This window comes from Gordonia sp. UCD-TK1, from assembly GCF_001691435.1.
Taxonomy (GTDB): domain Bacteria; phylum Actinomycetota; class Actinomycetes; order Mycobacteriales; family Mycobacteriaceae; genus Gordonia; species Gordonia hongkongensis.
Genome location: NZ_LZMP01000024.1, coordinates 154,746 through 171,278, shown reverse-complemented (window position 1 = coordinate 171,278; position 16,533 = coordinate 154,746). Strand labels below are relative to the sequence as shown.

General features: G+C 69.1%; 6 protein-coding genes. All 6 read right to left on the bottom strand.

What is annotated here, in order from left to right; all coding sequences use genetic code 11:
- Positions 1–181: 181 nt before the first annotated feature.
- Positions 182–3,664: an arabinosyltransferase domain-containing protein gene (locus tag A9310_RS14640; RefSeq protein ID WP_065631247.1), complete on the bottom strand. Its 3,483-nt coding sequence runs from the start codon at positions 3,662–3,664 to the stop codon at positions 182–184.
- Positions 3,657–7,067 carry an arabinosyltransferase domain-containing protein gene (locus A9310_RS14635; protein WP_175401142.1) on the bottom strand — a complete coding sequence of 1,137 codons (3,411 nt, stop codon included), beginning with the start codon at positions 7,065–7,067 and terminating at the stop codon, positions 3,657–3,659. Before A9310_RS14635 ends, A9310_RS14640 begins: the two co-directional genes overlap by 8 nt.
- 252 nt (positions 7,068–7,319) lie before the next feature.
- Positions 7,320–8,528 carry a DICT sensory domain-containing protein gene (locus A9310_RS14630; protein ID WP_065631246.1) on the bottom strand — a complete coding sequence of 403 codons (1,209 nt, stop codon included), beginning with the start codon at positions 8,526–8,528 and terminating at the stop codon, positions 7,320–7,322.
- Positions 8,529–8,852: 324 nt separating this feature from the next.
- Positions 8,853–9,392, bottom strand: a complete 540-nt coding sequence (locus A9310_RS14625; protein WP_065631245.1) for a Dps family protein — start codon at positions 9,390–9,392, stop codon at positions 8,853–8,855.
- Between the two features lie 165 nt (positions 9,393–9,557).
- On the bottom strand, positions 9,558–12,869 hold the full coding sequence (locus A9310_RS14620; RefSeq protein ID WP_065631244.1) for an arabinosyltransferase domain-containing protein: 3,312 nt from the start codon (positions 12,867–12,869) through the stop codon (positions 9,558–9,560).
- The gene (locus tag A9310_RS14615) at positions 12,862–16,242 is read right to left on the bottom strand and encodes an arabinosyltransferase domain-containing protein (protein WP_217492966.1); all 3,381 of its coding nucleotides are present in this window, start codon (positions 16,240–16,242) and stop codon (positions 12,862–12,864) included. Before A9310_RS14615 ends, A9310_RS14620 begins: the two co-directional genes overlap by 8 nt.
- Between the last annotated feature and the right edge of the window lie 291 nt (positions 16,243–16,533).

The following is a 16,533-nucleotide window of genomic DNA, read 5'->3' as shown; positions in this document are numbered from 1 at the left end:
CCTGCTCCCTGAGGAGCGAGCTTGCGAGCTAACCTCCTGCTCCCTGAGGAGCGAGCTTGCGAGCGTCACGAAGGGTCTTGGTGACCTCGGGTCGCGAAGACCCTTCGTGACGCGCCCTCCGCAAGGTCCGGGCGCTCCTCGGGGAGCAGAGTGCGTGGTAGTGCGCGGGTAGCAGGACTGCCTAGTTCTTCACCGCCCGCATCGGTCCCGGTGTCCAGAGTCCGTGGTGGGTGTCGGTGGTGATGGTCAACTCGGCGTCGGTCTGCGGGAGGATCGGGGTCAGGCTCTGCAGCATGCCCCAGTCCTTGGCCCAGTCGTTGCGCAGGTACGACGGGTACACGCGCGGCCGCAACTCGTTCTCGATGATGCCGAGCGGGCCACCGGAGTCGCCGGCCATCCAGCGCTGGGAGTTGACCCGTTCGCCTTCGCGGTCCGGCGAGATCCGCCACTCCGGTGTCTCCAGGACCCCGTACTTCACCTGGGCGGGACGCTGACATGGGAAGGCGAGACCGGCCTCCCAGTCGATGAGCACCGGATCCTCGCTGCCCACCAGCGAATTCAGCGTCACCATCGACGAGACGCGTGGCGGGGTGACGGCCAGCCACTGGTCGCGCAGCGTCGAGGTGTCCTCGGCGAGAACGCGGACCACCGTCGCGCCCGGGGGCGCCTGGTCCATCGGGAAGCGCAGGTTGCGCCACTCGGGGGCACCACCGATGTCGAGCGGCACCATCTGACCGGCCGGTGCCACCGTGCCGTCCGGCGCGACGCGGCCGAACTGCAGTCGCACCCGCTGTCCGGGTCGGGTGACGGCGAGGTCGTCCATGTACTCGACCTGTCCCGCCACCGACATCGTGACGAGCGGTTGCTCGCCGGAGGAGTTGTCCGGCAACTGATACCAATCGGAGGTGAGGCGTCCGGTGCCGCTGGGGGAGTTGTAGGTTCCGAGGACCGGGGTCTGGCTCGGTGACAGACCGAACGGCAGCTTCACGGTCGACCCGTTGACGCCGGCCTGGGCGGTCTGCCCACCGCTGGTGTCGCTGGAACCGGTCGTGGTGTCGGTCTCGGCGCTGGTGCCGTCCTCGGTCGGATCGGACTGGGTGCGATCGACTTCCGCGGTCGAGGTGCCCGACGAGGACTCCTCGGCTTCCTCTTCGGTCTCCTCGGACAGGTCCGACGCCACTCCGTTGGGGTCGAACCCTTCCATCCCGGTTCCGGCGAGGGCGGCGCCCGGCGACGGGTTGTCCTGGCCCGCCACTCGCGCGGGTGACAGCAGCCCGGCGTTCGGATCGGCCTCCACCAGTACGGCATCGGCGAGCGCGCACGGCTGTCCTTGCAGCGCGTTGACGTTCGAGCTCAGCCACGACCACGAATTGCGTTGCGTCCAGTCCGCTTTCGCAAATGACACCAGGGTGAACAGCAACATGATGGTCGACACGACGATGATCGACGGGCTGCGGAGTCGGGCGAACACCGACCGCGACGTACCGGTCCGGACGGCGTCGTCGACGTAGTCGTCGCGGAAATGCTGCCACAGACCGAGGGCGGTCAGCGCTACTGCCACTGCGAGGATCCCGGTCCAGAGCGGGATGCCCCGGACATCGGGAACCGCGTCTCGCCAGGGGATTCCGTAGCTGCCGACGTACCACCACTGGTTGCGTCCGGAGAACGCGAGCGCCAGGATGTATGCGCAGGCGGCGGCGAACAGGGTCCGGTTGCGGCGACGACGCATGATCGTGCGATCGGCGCAGGCGGTCGCTACTGCGGCGAGCGCGCCGCCGATCGCCGCGTACACGCCGAGCTGGTGGGTCCACTTGGTCGGCAGGAATGCCATCAGCACGGCCGAGCCGGCGACCGTGGCGACCAGACGCCACGTGGGTGCGGTGGCGATGCCGGGCAGTCGGCGCCGGTTGAGCAGCATCACCACGACCAGGACGAAGCAGGTGAACACGATGAGAATGCCGAAACGCCGGGCGATTCCGCCATCGGCGGTCGGATTCATCAGCATGTAGTAGCGCATCGGCTCTTCCCACCACTTGTTGGTGGGGCCGACCTGCCCGTTGACCGACACCGCTTCCAGGATCGGCGCCAGCGGCTGGTCGGCGAAGATCTCGAACATCACCGCGAGCCCGGCGGCGAGGATCGGGAGAAGCAGCGGCCACAACCCGTCGCGCTTGCGGCGCACCGCGAGACGTTTGATCAGCGGCCGGATGCCGGCGATCAGGGCGATCGAGGCGATGACTCCGGTGGGATGGATGGTGAGGGTGAACGCCGCGGAGATGATGCCGATCGTCAGCGGGAAGAACCGGCCGGTGGCGATCGCGCGCTCGACGCACACCCAGGTGAAGATGGTGCCCAGCGCGATGAGCGGCTCGACGCGCAGTCCGTTGTTGTACGGCATCCACACCGCCAGGAAGACCAGGGCGGCAGCCCAGATCGCCGGCGTCGACTCGCGGACGGCCCGCCCGAGACGGGGGATCGCGGCCCGGCTGATCAACCACCACGACGCCATCGCGAACAGGAACGGCAGCAATCGCAACCACGGCGTCGCGGTGCTGATCTCCATCCACGCCGACAGGTAGTGGTAGTGCCAGCCGAACGGATCCTGCGGGACACCGAAGTAGCGGTAGTAGTTGTCGAGATAACCGGCCTCGCCGGCGATCCGGCCGACCGTCACCTGGTATCCGTCGTCGGCGGTGTTGCCGCCGACGAACAGCCAGATCAGCAGCACCAGGGTGACGACTCCGTCGACCGGGCGTACGCGCCACCAGCCCGCCGGGAAGATCTTGTGATGGCCGCGCGCGTCGCGGGCGTCGAGGACCGCCAGCGCGGCGAGGGAGAGGATCGTCGACGCGATGCCGAGGACCAGCAGCCAGAACTTGAGTGTCGTGGGCGTGGAGACGAACCGGGTGTCGATGGTCGACCGGAAGGAGAGTCCGTCGGTGCTGACGTCGGCCGGAAGGCTCGAGTACACACCGATGATCTGCGGCCGGGCGTTGGGATCCCGCAGATCGAAGGACCGGACGGCGCCGGTGTCATCGTCATTCGGCGCGCTCGCTCCGCTCCCGGCGCCGGCGGCGTTCTCCGGCAGGCCCTGGATCGACCCCCGCGTGCCCTCGGTGTCGGATTCGACGACGATCCGGCAGTCCGGCGCCGACTGTGCGGCCGCGCGAGGAGTGTTGAGCAGCACGACGTTTCGTTGCACGACCTGGAGCGAGTCGGCGGTGGCCCGGACGAAGAGGCCGACCTTGCCTGCCTCCGCGCCGCCTTCGGGCACCGTCGACAACAGCACTCCGCCGGACGCGGGCAAGGACGCGCCGAGTGCACACGGAACCGTGACGTCCATGGAGACCGGGACGAACGACACGTTCGGTGCGGCGACGTTCGCCACCGAACCCTGTTGCGGCCAGGTCAGTTCGGCCTTGGTGTAGTCGACCGGCAGGAACGGGCTGAGCAGTGCGAGCAGGATGCCCACGATGCCCGCGGTCATCGCGACGATACGCGCGGTGCCGGCGTGGCGTTCGGCGAAGCCCGGGCGGCGGTCGCTCACGAATGGCGCGGTGTCGGCGGGACTTCGGGAAGAAGTGTCGGTGTCTGCCACGTCTGCCTGGTTCTCTCCGGTGTGCCGCGTCGCCGGTTCGGCGTGCGAGTGGTCGGGGTCAGTCATCTTCGGGCACCACCCTGATCGGGCCGGGGCGCGACAATCCCCAGGTGGTCGACGTTCCCGTCTGCACGTCCGCGGGTCGCGCCTGCGGCACCAGCGGGGTCAGGCGCTGCAGGTTGCCCCACTCGCGGTACCAGTCGTCGTCGAGGTAGGTGGCGAGGGTCGACGGCCGCGTGAGCGCCTCCACCGGCGCCAGCAGGCCGCCGTCCTCGGTGGCCATCCAGGTCTTGGACTGCGAGTTGGCGATCCACGACTCGGGCAGGATGCGCCACTGCGGGAGGTCGAAGACGCCGTGGTGGGCGGTCATCGGACGCTGGCACGGGAACACCGCGCCGGCGGCGAAGTCGATGAGCACGGGATCGGTGGAGCCGACGACGGTCTGCAGGGTCTGCAGCACCGGGGCTCGCGGCGGGGTGATCGCGAGCCACTGGTCCGGGTCGAGGTTGTTGTCCCGGGCGACGATTCGCATCACGGTCGCATCAGCGGGAACGCGGTCCATCGGGATGCGCAGGTTTCGCCACGGGCGGTTGGTCCGCTCGGGGTCGATCGGGATCGCGGGCGCGCCGACCTCCTCGAACTGTCCGTTGGCAGGAACATTCGGCCCGCTCGCCTCGCTCCCGGCGCCGGCTTCGGACTCCCTACCGAACTGAACCTCCAACGCCTGCCCGAAGTTCGGGACGCCGTCCCGGTCGAGCGTGAAGACCGCGCCGGCGGCGGTGATGACGATCAGCGGTGAGGAGTCGCGGGCGGGCAGGCGATACCAACCGGTGGTCAGAGTGGCCTGGCCGCTGTTGGTCTCGTGGCTGCCCAGCACGGGTGTGGTCGCCGGATCGAGGCCGAACGGCAGTGCCGCGGTGCTGCCGTTGACGCCGCGAGGCCCGACGCCGCCGGTGGTTCCCGGGTTGCTGCCGTAGACGATGAATGTCTTCGACAGGTCCGCGGAGGTGTTCATCGCGCCGGGTTTCTGGGCGCCGGCCTGCGGTGTGAGGTCCGGCTTCACCCCGTCGGGACGGAATCCCTCGGATTGCCCCTGCAGCGTCGACGACGCCGTGCCGCCGTCCGCGGGTGCCAGCATGCCCCGGTTCGGGTCGGGCTCGACGAGCACGGAATCGGCCATCGCGCAGGTGTTTCCGCGCGCGGAGTCGAGATTGGCGGACAGCATCGTGAAGGTGTCCGCGCGGCTGGTCGCGGCCTTCGCGAACACCGCGAGTTCACTGACGACGATGAGGACGGCGATCACCGCGATCGGTGCGGACGCGACCCCGATGCGCCAGCCGGCGGGCGCGGCACCGCGGTCATGTGCGAGGCCGGTCTCGTCGACGAAGTCCATCCGGAGGTGTTGCCAGATGGCGAACAGCAATGCCACCACCGCGAGCGCGAGGAGCACGGTCGACACCTGGATCCCGGCGACGACAGGTGCCTTGTCGAACCAGGCGATGCCGAAGTTGTAGGGCCACGGCCAGGCGTTCTTGCCCGCCGCTGCGGCCGCGCACGCCACCAGCAGCCCGGCGACCAGGATCGACAGATTGCGGAGCGTGCGGCGTGCCGCCTGCCCGATCGCCACGCAGGCGACGGCGGCCAGCGCCGCGCCGAGGCCGGCGAAGATGCCGAACTGGATGGTCCACTTCGTCGGCGTGAACGACAGGAACAGGATCGTCAGCAGGGAGGCGCCCAGTGCCCGCCACACCGCACCCGGATCGAGGCCGTCGATCCGATTGCGGCGCAACATGATCGCCAGGACGACGAACATGGACACGGCGAACAGGAGCACCGGGATGCGGCGGGCCAGGGCGCCGTCGGTGGTGTTCACCGCGAGGAAGTAGTAGCGCAGGAGTTCCTGATACCACGCCAGCGTCGGACCGACCGAGTAACGGATCCGCAGGGCCTCGAAGACGGTCGCGAGGGTCTGGTCGCGGAAGACGATGATGACGACCAGCGCCACTCCGGCGAGGAGCGGGGCGAGCAGCGGCAGGAGCCCGTCTTCGGCGCGGCGTCGGACCAGGATGCGGAGCATGGGCCGGGCGCTCGCGATGAGCAGGGCGAGCGCGACGAGACCATGCGGGGCCAGGGCGAGCGTCAGCGCCGCGGTGAATGCGGCGATGACGGCCGGCAGCATTCGTCGCGTCGAGACCGTGACCTCCACCGCCCACCAGGTCGCCAGGGTGCCGAGGACGATGATTCCCTCGCTGCGCAGCCCCGAACACATCGGGAGCCAGAACGCGAGGAAGACCGCCGCGCCGGTGAGCATCGCCCACTGCGACCGCCGCACGGCGCCGCCCAGGCGGGGCAGGAGAACTCGGCTGAGGATGAACCAGGCGGCCAGGCCCGCGAAAAGCGACGGGAGCCGCATCCACAGGCCGGTCGTCGAGATGGTCGACCAGTACGCCAGGAAGTTGTAGTACCAGTCGAACGGTGCCTCGGGGATGCCGTAGAAGCGGTAGTAGTTCGCGAGATATCCGGCGTCGGCGGCGTTGCGCCCCATGTTGAGGATGTAACCGTCGTCGGGTGACCCCGCCCCGAGGAAGTGCCAGACCACCAGCGTCACCGTCACGCCGATGTCGGTGGGGCCGGGCCGCAGGACCCGGCGCCACCGGAGGCGCCGGCCGACTCGTCGGTGATAGCCGTGGATGCGGTCGAGGCGTCCGACGGCCACGAGCGCGACGAGCGCGGCTGCGACACCGACCACCATCACCACCCACTTGAGGATCGACGGCGACGAGTCGAAGCGATCGTCGATCTCGAGGCGGACGTCGACACCCGGGGCGGCCCGGAGCTGTTCGGGCGTGAGGTCGGTGAAGATGCCGGCTATCTGCGGGTTCGACGCCGGTTCGGCGAGGCCGATGGCGCCGCCGCCCGCGATCGCCGGTCCCGGGGGCAGACCGACGAACTGCGCGCCTGTCGTCGTGGCGTCGGAGAAGATGCGGAGTTCGGTACAACCGGCCAGCGCGTCCCTCGGCACCGAGGCGAGCGTCTTGTTGCGGTTGGTGACGGATACGCCGTTCGCGTCGGCGACGACGAACAGCCCGTTGTCCCGCGCTTTCACCGCGGCCGCGGGCATCGTCGACAGCACGACGGTCGACGTGTCGGCAGGGGTCGTCGACAGCACGCGACACGGGATCGAGATGTCGACGTTCCGTGCGGTCTGCGCCACCAGTGGGGCCGTGACCGATGCCGAAGTGCCGGTCTGCTGCGGCCACGTGATCGACGCCGTCGAGGTGCTGACGGGCAGGAACGGGGTCAGGACGCCGGCGACGACGGCGATGAGCCCGGCGACCGCGGCGACGAGCGCGACGATGCGGGACTGTGGTGCGCCGGACGCACGCTGGGCAGCAGCTCCAACGGTGGTGTCGGCGTTGCCAGCGGACACTTCAGGCGACTTCGGCACAGGCGCATCGTAGTCAGCCATGCTGTGACAAACCCAAATCCCCTGACCGGATAGCTGGATGTGGCCTGGGTGGCTTCGACACGGCTCCTCGCTGCGCTCGTCACCTGCTCAACCAGCGGGAGAGGCGAGACCGCCGGAGTCCCGCCCGCTGGCCGAGCAGCGTCGTCCGAGCGCAGCGAGGCCGCCGGATCCCCGCCCGCTGGCCGAGCAGCGTCGTCCGAGCGCAGCGAGGCCGCCGCGTCCGTCGAGGTCACTTCCCGCGCGCGACTCGGATCAGGAGAACCTCATGAGGATCGAGTGCACGGCCTGGGTGACGGTCATGCGGTCGTAGGTCTGCACGAACTCGAAGGTGCGCTCGAGATCGGGACCGGCGTCGTGCTGGTCGCGCGCCGAGAGCAGCGCCGCGAAATGTGGCCCGAGGACGGCGACATTCCACTCGTTGATCAGGTCGTCCTCCGCGTCGAGCGGCGCGCGGTGGACGTTCCCGTCCCGGATGTCGGGCAACCCGACACCGTAGACCCCGGCCAGGCCGGTCTTCTCCGACATCTCCCGCCACCGCTTGGCGGTTCGCGAGGTGAAGTGTTCGGCGAACTGGAAGGTGCCCAGCACGATCGCGGCGCCGCCGATCGCCGCCTGCTCCTCGAGTGCCTTGCTCATCTCGATGAGCAGGCGTTTGTTGCCCATACGCGGCGGGATCGAGGTCGACGCGATGCGGTACGGCGTCGACTTGTCCGGGCCGGGAGTGGTCCACACCGGCATCTCGGGCAGCGGCACGACGGTCCGGGTGGCGAGGACGGACGGGTCGGTCACGGCGGGGTACAGGTCGCCGATACCGAAGGCGGCGCCCATCGTCTGGGCAGTGATCCGGGTGGCCTCGTCGTCGACGCCCTCGGCGATGACGACGGCATGGCTGCGTTCGGTGTGCGCGGCCAGCGCGTGGGCGAGGTGCGCGGCGTCGGAGCTGGTCCGCGACGTGAGCAGTTCGGCACCGGTGACGATGATGTCGGGCTCGACGAGGGAGAGCAGCGTGGCCGCGTGCTCGCTGCGGACGAGCCCGTCGACGCAGATGATCTTGCCGGCCGCCCGGGCGCGGGCGACGCGGGCGAGTGTCCGCTGCGGGCTGCGTTCGACGGCGTCGGGGAGGATGACCATGACGTGGCGTTCGAGGCGTCGCGCCGTCTCGTCGTCGAGGTTGTCGATCAGGTCGAGATCGAGGGAGACCAGCAGCGGCAGGATCTTGGCCAGCGACTGCGCACGTTGGGACGCGGCCATCTTGCGCTTCCGCTCGTCGAGTACAGGGTGTTCTTCGACGAGACGGGCGGCGCGTTTGAGGGCGGCGGCGGTGGCGAGCCGGGTGCCGGCCGGCCCCCTGAGCTGCAGTTCGACGGCGGCGAGAGCGCCATCGGACAGCCGGCAGACCGGCGCGAACTGCATGTGGAGCTCCAGATCATCGAACAGGGTGAATGATCGCGTTTCGGACACACGTGCCTCCCCGTCAGAGCGGAAAAGCGCCCCGATCGATCTGGTGGACGCGGATTGCTTCACATCCTGTTCGCGGCATTAGCCTGTGGTCAGCGTAACAAACCACGAACCGTGGACATGGTCGAGAAGCCCTTGGTCCCTGAGGTCCCAAGCGGCGCAAGGTATTCGGCTGTGAATCCGGGTGCGGGTGTCAGTGCCTGTTCGTAGTTGGTGGGTACAGAGAGGTGTTACCGCGGCCGCGACCAACGGGGCGGAAGGTCGCGACCGCGGCTCCGGGGCGGGTCCGGGGGTGTGGTGACCCGCTACTCGGTCTGTTGCGCCAGGTCAGCGGGCTGCGTCGGCCGCTGCCTTTTCGCCGCTGGCGCCGGCGTGGGTGAGCTCACCGGTGTAGCTCTCGAGGTGTGCGCGGACGAACCACTGGAATTTCTCCAGTTCGGCGGTCTGTCCGATGAGGATGTCCTCGGTGATCGGATCGATGTCGCCGATCTTCTTGATTCCGTCGCGGTGCGAGGTGATGAACCCGTCATAGACCAGGTCGAGCGCGCCGAGGTGGGCCTGCGCGGTGTCGCGTCCGATGGAGTAGTCGCTCCACGAGCGGTCGTTCTCGATCGCCTTGGCGGTGCCCTTCGGCGACGCGCCGAGCGTGGCGATGCGTTCGGCGATGGTGTCGGCGTAACCGCGGACGAGCTCGACCTGCGGGTCGATCATCTCGTGCACGCCGATGAAGTTCGCGCCGACGACGTTCCAATGGATGTGCTTGAGGGTGAGGTGCAGGTCGTTCAGCGCGCTGAGGCGCTCCTGCAGAATGCCCACGACCTCGTTGGCGGCTTCGTTGCTGAGTCCAGGTGCGGTGAATGAAGGCATGACTCGAAGCTAGGCCGGTATCGGCGGCGTGACGAGGACAGCCGGCCATGAGTGACGGAACCGAGACAGCACATCTCAGTGAGATAACGAAGGCCTCGAGTGTGTTTGCCGCACCGACCGTGGGGAAACGACAAAACCCAGGTCGGCGCGGTGTCAGAGACCAGGTCAATACCCGCTGGAGCGCATCGGCGCGGGGTCGTACAACCCTGAACGACGAGCCGTCCCGAGGTCCAGTTCCGCAGCCGGAGCCGGGATGATCTCGGTGAACTTCTGCAGGCCGCCCCAGTCGCGTCCCCAGTTGTTTCGGAGGTACGTCGGCAGCAGGGTGGGTCGCAGCATCGCCTCGGTGATGCCGAGCGGACCGCCCGCGGTGCCCGACATCCAGGTCTGGCTGTTCTTCCGGGTGGCCTCGGCGTCGGGCATGATCCGCCATTGCGGTACCTCGAGGACGCCGTTGCGTACCTTCATCGGCTGCTGGCACGGGAAGACCATGCCGGGCAGCCAGTCGATGAAGACCGGGTCGGTCTGGCCCACGACGTCGTTGAGGGTGGCCAGGGTGCTGACCCGCGGTGGCGTCACCGCGACCCATTCCGACGGTGCGGCCGCGGTGTCGGCGACCTCGACCCGGACGACATTCGCCCGCGGCGGTGAGTCGGCGAGCGGGAACCGCAGGTTGCGCCAGGTGGGGGTCTCGCCGATGTCGATCGGGAACATCCGGCCCAGCGCGCTCACCCGCCCGTCGGCCTCCACGCGGCCGAACTGCATCGTGACCTTCTGGCCGGCGTGCACGACCCCGATGCCGTCGACCGCCTCGACCGATCCGGCGACCGCCATCGTCAGCAGCGGGGTGTCGTCGGAACGTTCGGGCAGCCGGTACCAGTCCGAGGTCAGCGAGCCGGTACCCGACGGCGAGCCGTAGCTGCCCAGGACGGGGGTCTCGGCGGGGTTCAGGCCGAACGGCAGACGCACCGTCGACCCGTTGACGCCTCGTGCACCCTGACCGCCTTCGGTGCCGCCCTGCGCGGACGAGCTGTCGCCGGATTCGTCTGAGCCGGCACCGGTCTGGGCGCTGTTCTGCGCGCCGGAGGTGGTCGACGACTCGGTGTCCTCGGTGGCGTCGACGGACAGGCGATCGGGTACGCCGTTCGGGGAGAAGCCCGTCGCGACCGGTCCGGCCAGCGCCGCGGCGATGCCGGGGGCGGGCCGGCCGTCGACGGCCGCGGGCTGCAGCAGTCCGGCGGTCGGATCGGCCTCGACGAGGACGTCGTTGGCCAGCCCACACGAGTTCCCGGTGAGAGCGCGTGCGTTCGACTTCATCCACGACCACGAATCACGTTGCTCGTAGGCGCCTTTCGCGAACGAAGCGACCATGAACAGCACCATCAGCCCGGAGATGACCGGCAGCGGCGAGAACTTGAGCTTCGAATACCACTTGTCGGCCCCGCGCGTACGGGTCTGTTCGTCGACGAAGTCGTCGCGGAAGTGGAACCACAGGCCGGCAAGTGCGGTGGCGACCGCGGCGGCGAGGATGAACCAGGCGATGTTGATGCCGCCCACCGTCGGCGGGCGATCCCACCACGGGACGCCGTAGCTGCCGACGAACCACCAGCCGTTGGTGCCGGCGAAGGAGATCCCCGTGATCGCGAGCACCGCGGCGGCGAAGAAGCTGCGATTGCGTCGCGACCGCAGCACGGCCGGCGCCATCATGGCGCCCGCCGCGGCGGCGAGGCCCGCGGCGATGCCCGCGTACACACCGAAGTGGTGGGTCCACTTGGTCGGCGTGAAGGCGATGAAGAACATCGTGCCGAGGGTGACGGCGACCAGTCGCCAGATAGGTGCGCGCGCAATGCCGTTGGGATGCTCCCGCCGAAGTAGGCGGAGCAACACGACGAACAGGCACAGGATCATCGCCAGCACGCCGAAGCGTCGTGCGAGCGTGCCGTCGGCGGTCGGCAGGATCAGGTAGTAGTACCGGATCGGTTCCTGCCACCACTCCAGCGTCGGGCCGACGTCGGAGGCGACCTTGTTACCCGCGATGAGCGGGGCGAGCGGCTGATCGGCGAAGATCTGGAACAGTACCGCGGTGCCGGCCGCCAGGATGGGCGCGAGCATCGGCAGCAGGCCGTCCCGGGACCGGCGCGACACCAGGGTCTTCACGATCGGTCGGATCCCGGCGAGCAGTGCGGCGACCGCCATCAGACCGCCGGGCGCGAGCGCGAGGGTGAAGGCGGCGGTGACCACCGCGACGGCGTAGGGGAGCAGTCGGCGAGTGGCGATCGCGCGTTCCACGCAGCACCAGGTGAGCAGAGCGCCGACGGCCTCGGCCGGTTCCGGACGCAGACCGTTGTTGAACGGCAACCAGATCGCGAGGAAGACGAACGCGGCCGACCACACCGCCGGCGTGCTGTGCCGCACCGCGCGGCCCAGGCGCGGGATGACCTCTCGGCTGATGAGCCACCAGCCCAGCAACCCGAGGAGGAAGGCCGGTAGTCGCATGAACGGTGCCGCGACGCTCACGTCCGTCATGGCCGAGATGACCTGGAAGTGCCAGCCGAACGGGTCCTGTGGCACACCGAAGTAGCGGAAGTAGTTGTCGGCGTACCCGGCGTCTCCGGTGATCCGGCCGACGATGAAGTTGTAGCCGTCGTCGGAGGTGTTGGCGCCCGCGAACCACCAGAAGGCGAGAATCGCGAACACCGCGACATCGGGCGGCCGGATCGTGAACCAGCCCGACGGCAGGAAACGCTTGTGGCTGCGGCCGTCCCGGCGATCGAGGATGCCGAGCGCGATCAGCGAGACGATCGTCATGAGGATGCCGAGCACGATCGCGGTGAGCTTCAGCAGGGTCGGGGTGCTGACGTAGCGGGTGTCGATGGTGGCGCGCAGCGACAACCCGTCACGAGAGACATCGGCGGGCAGATCGCTGTAGACGCCGACGATCTGGGGACGCATCTCGTGGTCGGCCAGCGCGAAGCCGTGCGCGGCGCCGGAGTCCGCGGCCGGTTCGGGCAGGCCCTCGAATCGTCCGCTCACCCCCTCGCCGTCGGCCCGGAAGACGATGCGACAGTTCGGATTCGATTGCGCGGCCGCTCGATCGGTGTTCAGCAGCGCGACGTTGCGGTCGGTGAGGGTCAGTGCGTCGGACGTCGCCCGGACGAAGAGCCCGCGGGCCCCGGCGTCCTGGCCGCCTTCGGGGATCGTCGACAGCAGTACTCCGCCCTGGTCGGGCAGGCGGGTGGCGAGTGCACATGGCACCGACGTCTCCATGTCGATCGGCACGAAGGAGACCAGCGGGGCGGCGACATCGGAGACGTCGCCGCCCTGCGGCCACTGCAGTTCGGCGGTCGACTGGTTCACCGGCAACAGCGGGGTGAGGATCGCCAACAGGAATCCGAGCAGACCGGTGACGGTCGCGACGATCTTCGGGTTGACCGTGGTCGCCAGACGGGACGTACGAGGCGTACGGGACTCACTCATCGGATTGGGGCTCCACCCTGATCGAGCCGGCTCGTGACCAGCCCCATTGCGTCGTCTGTGCCGTGTCGATCCGCGCGTCCGGTGCGTCGGACACGAGCGGGGTCAGCTTCTCCAGTGCGCCCCAGTCGCGCACCCAGTCGTCCTGCAGGTACGTCGAGACCGCCGACGCGGACGTGGTGGCCTCCGAGATCCCCAATAGTCCCCCGTCCACGCCGGCCTGCCACGTCTTGGACTGGGAATTGGCCAGCGGATAGTCACCCAGGATGCGCCACTGCGGGACCTGGGCGACGCCGTGGGACACACCCATCGGCCGCTGGCACGGGAAGTGCGACGCCACCCCGAAGTCGATGAGGGTGGGTGCCGTCGAGCCGACGACCGCCTGCAGCGTCTGCAACCGCGGTGCGCGCGGCGGGGTGATCCCGATGAACTGCTTCTCGCCGAGGTTGTTGTCCTGCAGCGACAATCGCATCACGGTCGCACGCGGCGGGGCGGCCGACATCGGTACGCGCATGTTGCGCCAGGGCATGTTCAGGATCACGGGACCGGGGTCGATGGGCAGGATGTCGGGGCCGACCTGTTCGAAGTTCCCGTCCGCACCCGGGCGGCCGAACTGCACCACCATCTTCTGCCCGAAGTTGCGTACGCCGAAGGTGTCGATGGTCGAGACGGCGCCCGCGGTGCTGAACACCAGCAGCGGTGACGCCGCGCGGTCGGCGGGCAGGTCGTACCAACCGGTCGTGAGCCGGGCCTCGCCCGGGTACCCGTAGCTGCCCAGGATCGGCGTGGTGGCGGGGTCGAGTCCGTACGGCAACTTGGCGGTGGAACCGTTCACGGTTTCCGGTCCGCGCCCGCCGGTGGTCCCGGCGCCCAGCCCGCCGGTGATCGCGAACGGGCGGGCCATACTCGCCGACACGTTCATCTGTCCGGGGCGCTGGCTACCCGGCTCGGGCTGGAGGTCGTCGGGAATCCCGTTCGGGGAGAACCCGACCGGGTTCTCACCGCGCAGCGCCTGCGTCGTGGTGGCGCCGCCGGCCGGGGTGAGCATGCCGGCGTTGGGATCGAGTTCGACGAGGACATCGTCGGCGAGGCCACAGCTGTTGCCGCGCAGCGTGTTCAGGTTCTCGGCGAGTGCGGTCGACGCCGGGTACCGGGTCACCGCGGCTTTGGCGAACAGCAGTAACTCCACGATCACCAGCAGACCGGCGATCACCGCCAGTGGTGAGGAGGCGAGAAAGAGCCGTCGGCGATCGGCTCGGGTCTCGCCGGGCCCGGTGTCGGCATGTGCGAGACCGCGATTGGTCACGTAGTCCAGCCGCAGGTGTTGCCAGACCGCGACCGCGGCCGCGATCACGGCGAGGATGAGGAACAGCGTCGACGCCTGGTAGCCGGCGATGACGGGGGCGCGGTCGAACCAGGAGATGCCGTATTCGTAGAGGAACGGCCACGAGTTGTAACCGGCCATCGCGGCGGCCATCGCGAACAACAGTCCGGAGACGAAGACCGTCAGGTTTCGCGCCGAACGGGCCGCCGACTGGGCCACGGCGACGGTGGCCGCCGCCGCGATCGCCGCCGCCAGCCCGGCGAGCACGCCGAACTGGATGGTCCACTTGGTCGGCGTGAACGCGAACAGGAGGAGGGTGACCCCGACGGCGCCGATGAGACGCCAGACGGGTCCCGGGTCGACTCCGCGAATCCTCGTGCGCCGCAACATGACCGCGACCGTGACGAACAGGCCGGCGAGCAACAGGAGCAGTGGTACGCGACGGGTGAGGGCGCCGTCGTCGGTGACGACCGAGATGAAGTAGTACCGCAGGAACTCCTGGTGCCAGGAGATGACCGGCCCGACCGAGTAGCGCAGCTTGATCGCTTCGAGGACGGTGGCCAAGGTTTGATCGCGGAACACCACTATCAGGACCAGCATGCCGGCGGCGGCGATCGGCGCGAGGAGGGCGAGCGTTGCCGCCCAGCGGGATCCGTCCATCCGGTTCCGTCGGTCGATGAGGATGTGCAGCAGTGAGCGGGCCGCCACCAGCAGGATGGCCACGCCGACGACGCCGTGCGGGGCGAGCGCCAGGGTGAAGCCCGCGACGAGGGCGGCCAGTGCCGCCGGCAGGAGCCGCCGGGTCGCGATGGCGTATTCCGCTGCCCACCAGGTCAGCAACGAACCGAGGACGATGATCCCCTCGCTGCGCAAGCCGCTGCAGAACGGCAACCAGAACGCGGTGAACGTCAGGGCGCCCGCCCAGATCGCCCACGAACTGCGCCGTACCGCCGGGCCGAGGCGTGGCAGCAGCACCCGGCTCAGGACGAACCACGAGACGAGGCCGGCGACGAGTTGCGGGATGTGCATCCACAGCACGGACGGCGAGACCGACGACCACGCCGCAAGGAAGCTGTAATACCAGTCGAACGGTGCTTCGGGGATGCCGTAGAAGCGGTAGTAGTTGGCGAGGTAGCCGAAACCGTCGGCGGTACGGCCCATGTTGAGGATGTAACCGTCGTCGGGCGAACCGGCCCCGAGGACGCTCCAAACCAGCAGGATCGCGGTGACGACCAGGTCGCTGGCCCGGGGTTTCAGTGAATGCCACCACGAGCGGGTTCGCGCGCCGATCCGCCGGTGGTACCCGCCGATGCGGTCGAGCAGCCCCAGCGCGACGACGGCGACGAGTACCGACAGCGCGGCGAGCACCATCACGATGATCTTGAGAATCGACGGGGACGACTCGTACCGGTTGTCGATGGCCACCTGCACGCGCAGGCCGTCGGCAGCGGCGTCGCGTGCCTGCTCCGGGCTGAGGTTGCTGAAGATGCCGTCGACCTGCGGGCGCCGGTCCGGCGGCAGGGTCGTCGACTCGCCCAGCCCGACGAACTGCGCACCCGGGCCGGTGGGGGCGGAGAAGATGCGCAGTTCCGAGCATCGGCTCAGGTCGGCGCGGGAGGCGGTCGCGGCGAGACTGTTCCGGAAGGTCACGGTGATCGCGGCGTCGGTGGCAGTGACCCACAGCGACGACGACTTCGAGCGCGGCGCATTGGTCGGCATCGTGGCGAGGACCACGCCGTCCGGTGCCGACGCCAGCGTCGCGCACGGAATGCGGGCGTCGAGGGTCTGCGGGGTCTGCGCGATGAGCGGCGCCATCACCGACGACGTGTCGGCGTTCAGATCCTGCCCGGCCGGCCACTCGAAACCGGCGTCGACGGCCTTGACCGGCAGCAGCGGGGTGAGGGCACACAGCACGATGCCGGCGATCCCCGCCACGATCGCGATCCACCGGGCGGTGCCCGCGGAAATCCTGGTCCCTTGCCCCGACGATGCCGGCCCCGACGAGGACGGTTCGGCGGAATCCTCAGGCGAGGTCGGGGCTGTCACAGGCACGGTGCCTCATCGTAAGCGACGTCCCCCGGGGTACCTAGGGCCCACCCCGCGGCTCTAAAGGTTGAGGTGCGTGAGCGCCGGTACCCCTGCTCCCTGATCCGAAAGAACGGCACAACCATTGCGTCCTGAGCTGAGGAGCGGCCGGAGCTTGCGGAGGGCGCGGCCAACCACTGCTCCCTGAGGAGCGGCCGGAGCTTGCGGAGGGCGCGTCACGAAGGGTCCCACACCGCAAAGACCGCACAGTTCTTGCCCGCAGGCGGAGACTACCAGCAACCACCGACAATCCAAGGT

What these genes read in the sequence shown, in the direction of transcription:
- A9310_RS14640 (WP_065631247.1), bottom strand. Translation starts at nt 3,664, where the DNA reads ATGACTGACCCCGACCACTCGCACGCCGAACCGGCGACGCGGCACACC.
- A9310_RS14635 (WP_175401142.1), bottom strand. Translation starts at nt 7,067, where the DNA reads ATGGCTGACTACGATGCGCCTGTGCCGAAGTCGCCTGAAGTGTCCGCT.
- A9310_RS14625 (WP_065631245.1), bottom strand. Translation starts at nt 9,392, where the DNA reads ATGCCTTCATTCACCGCACCTGGACTCAGCAACGAAGCCGCCAACGAG.
- A9310_RS14620 (WP_065631244.1), bottom strand. Translation starts at nt 12,869, where the DNA reads ATGAGTGAGTCCCGTACGCCTCGTACGTCCCGTCTGGCGACCACGGTC.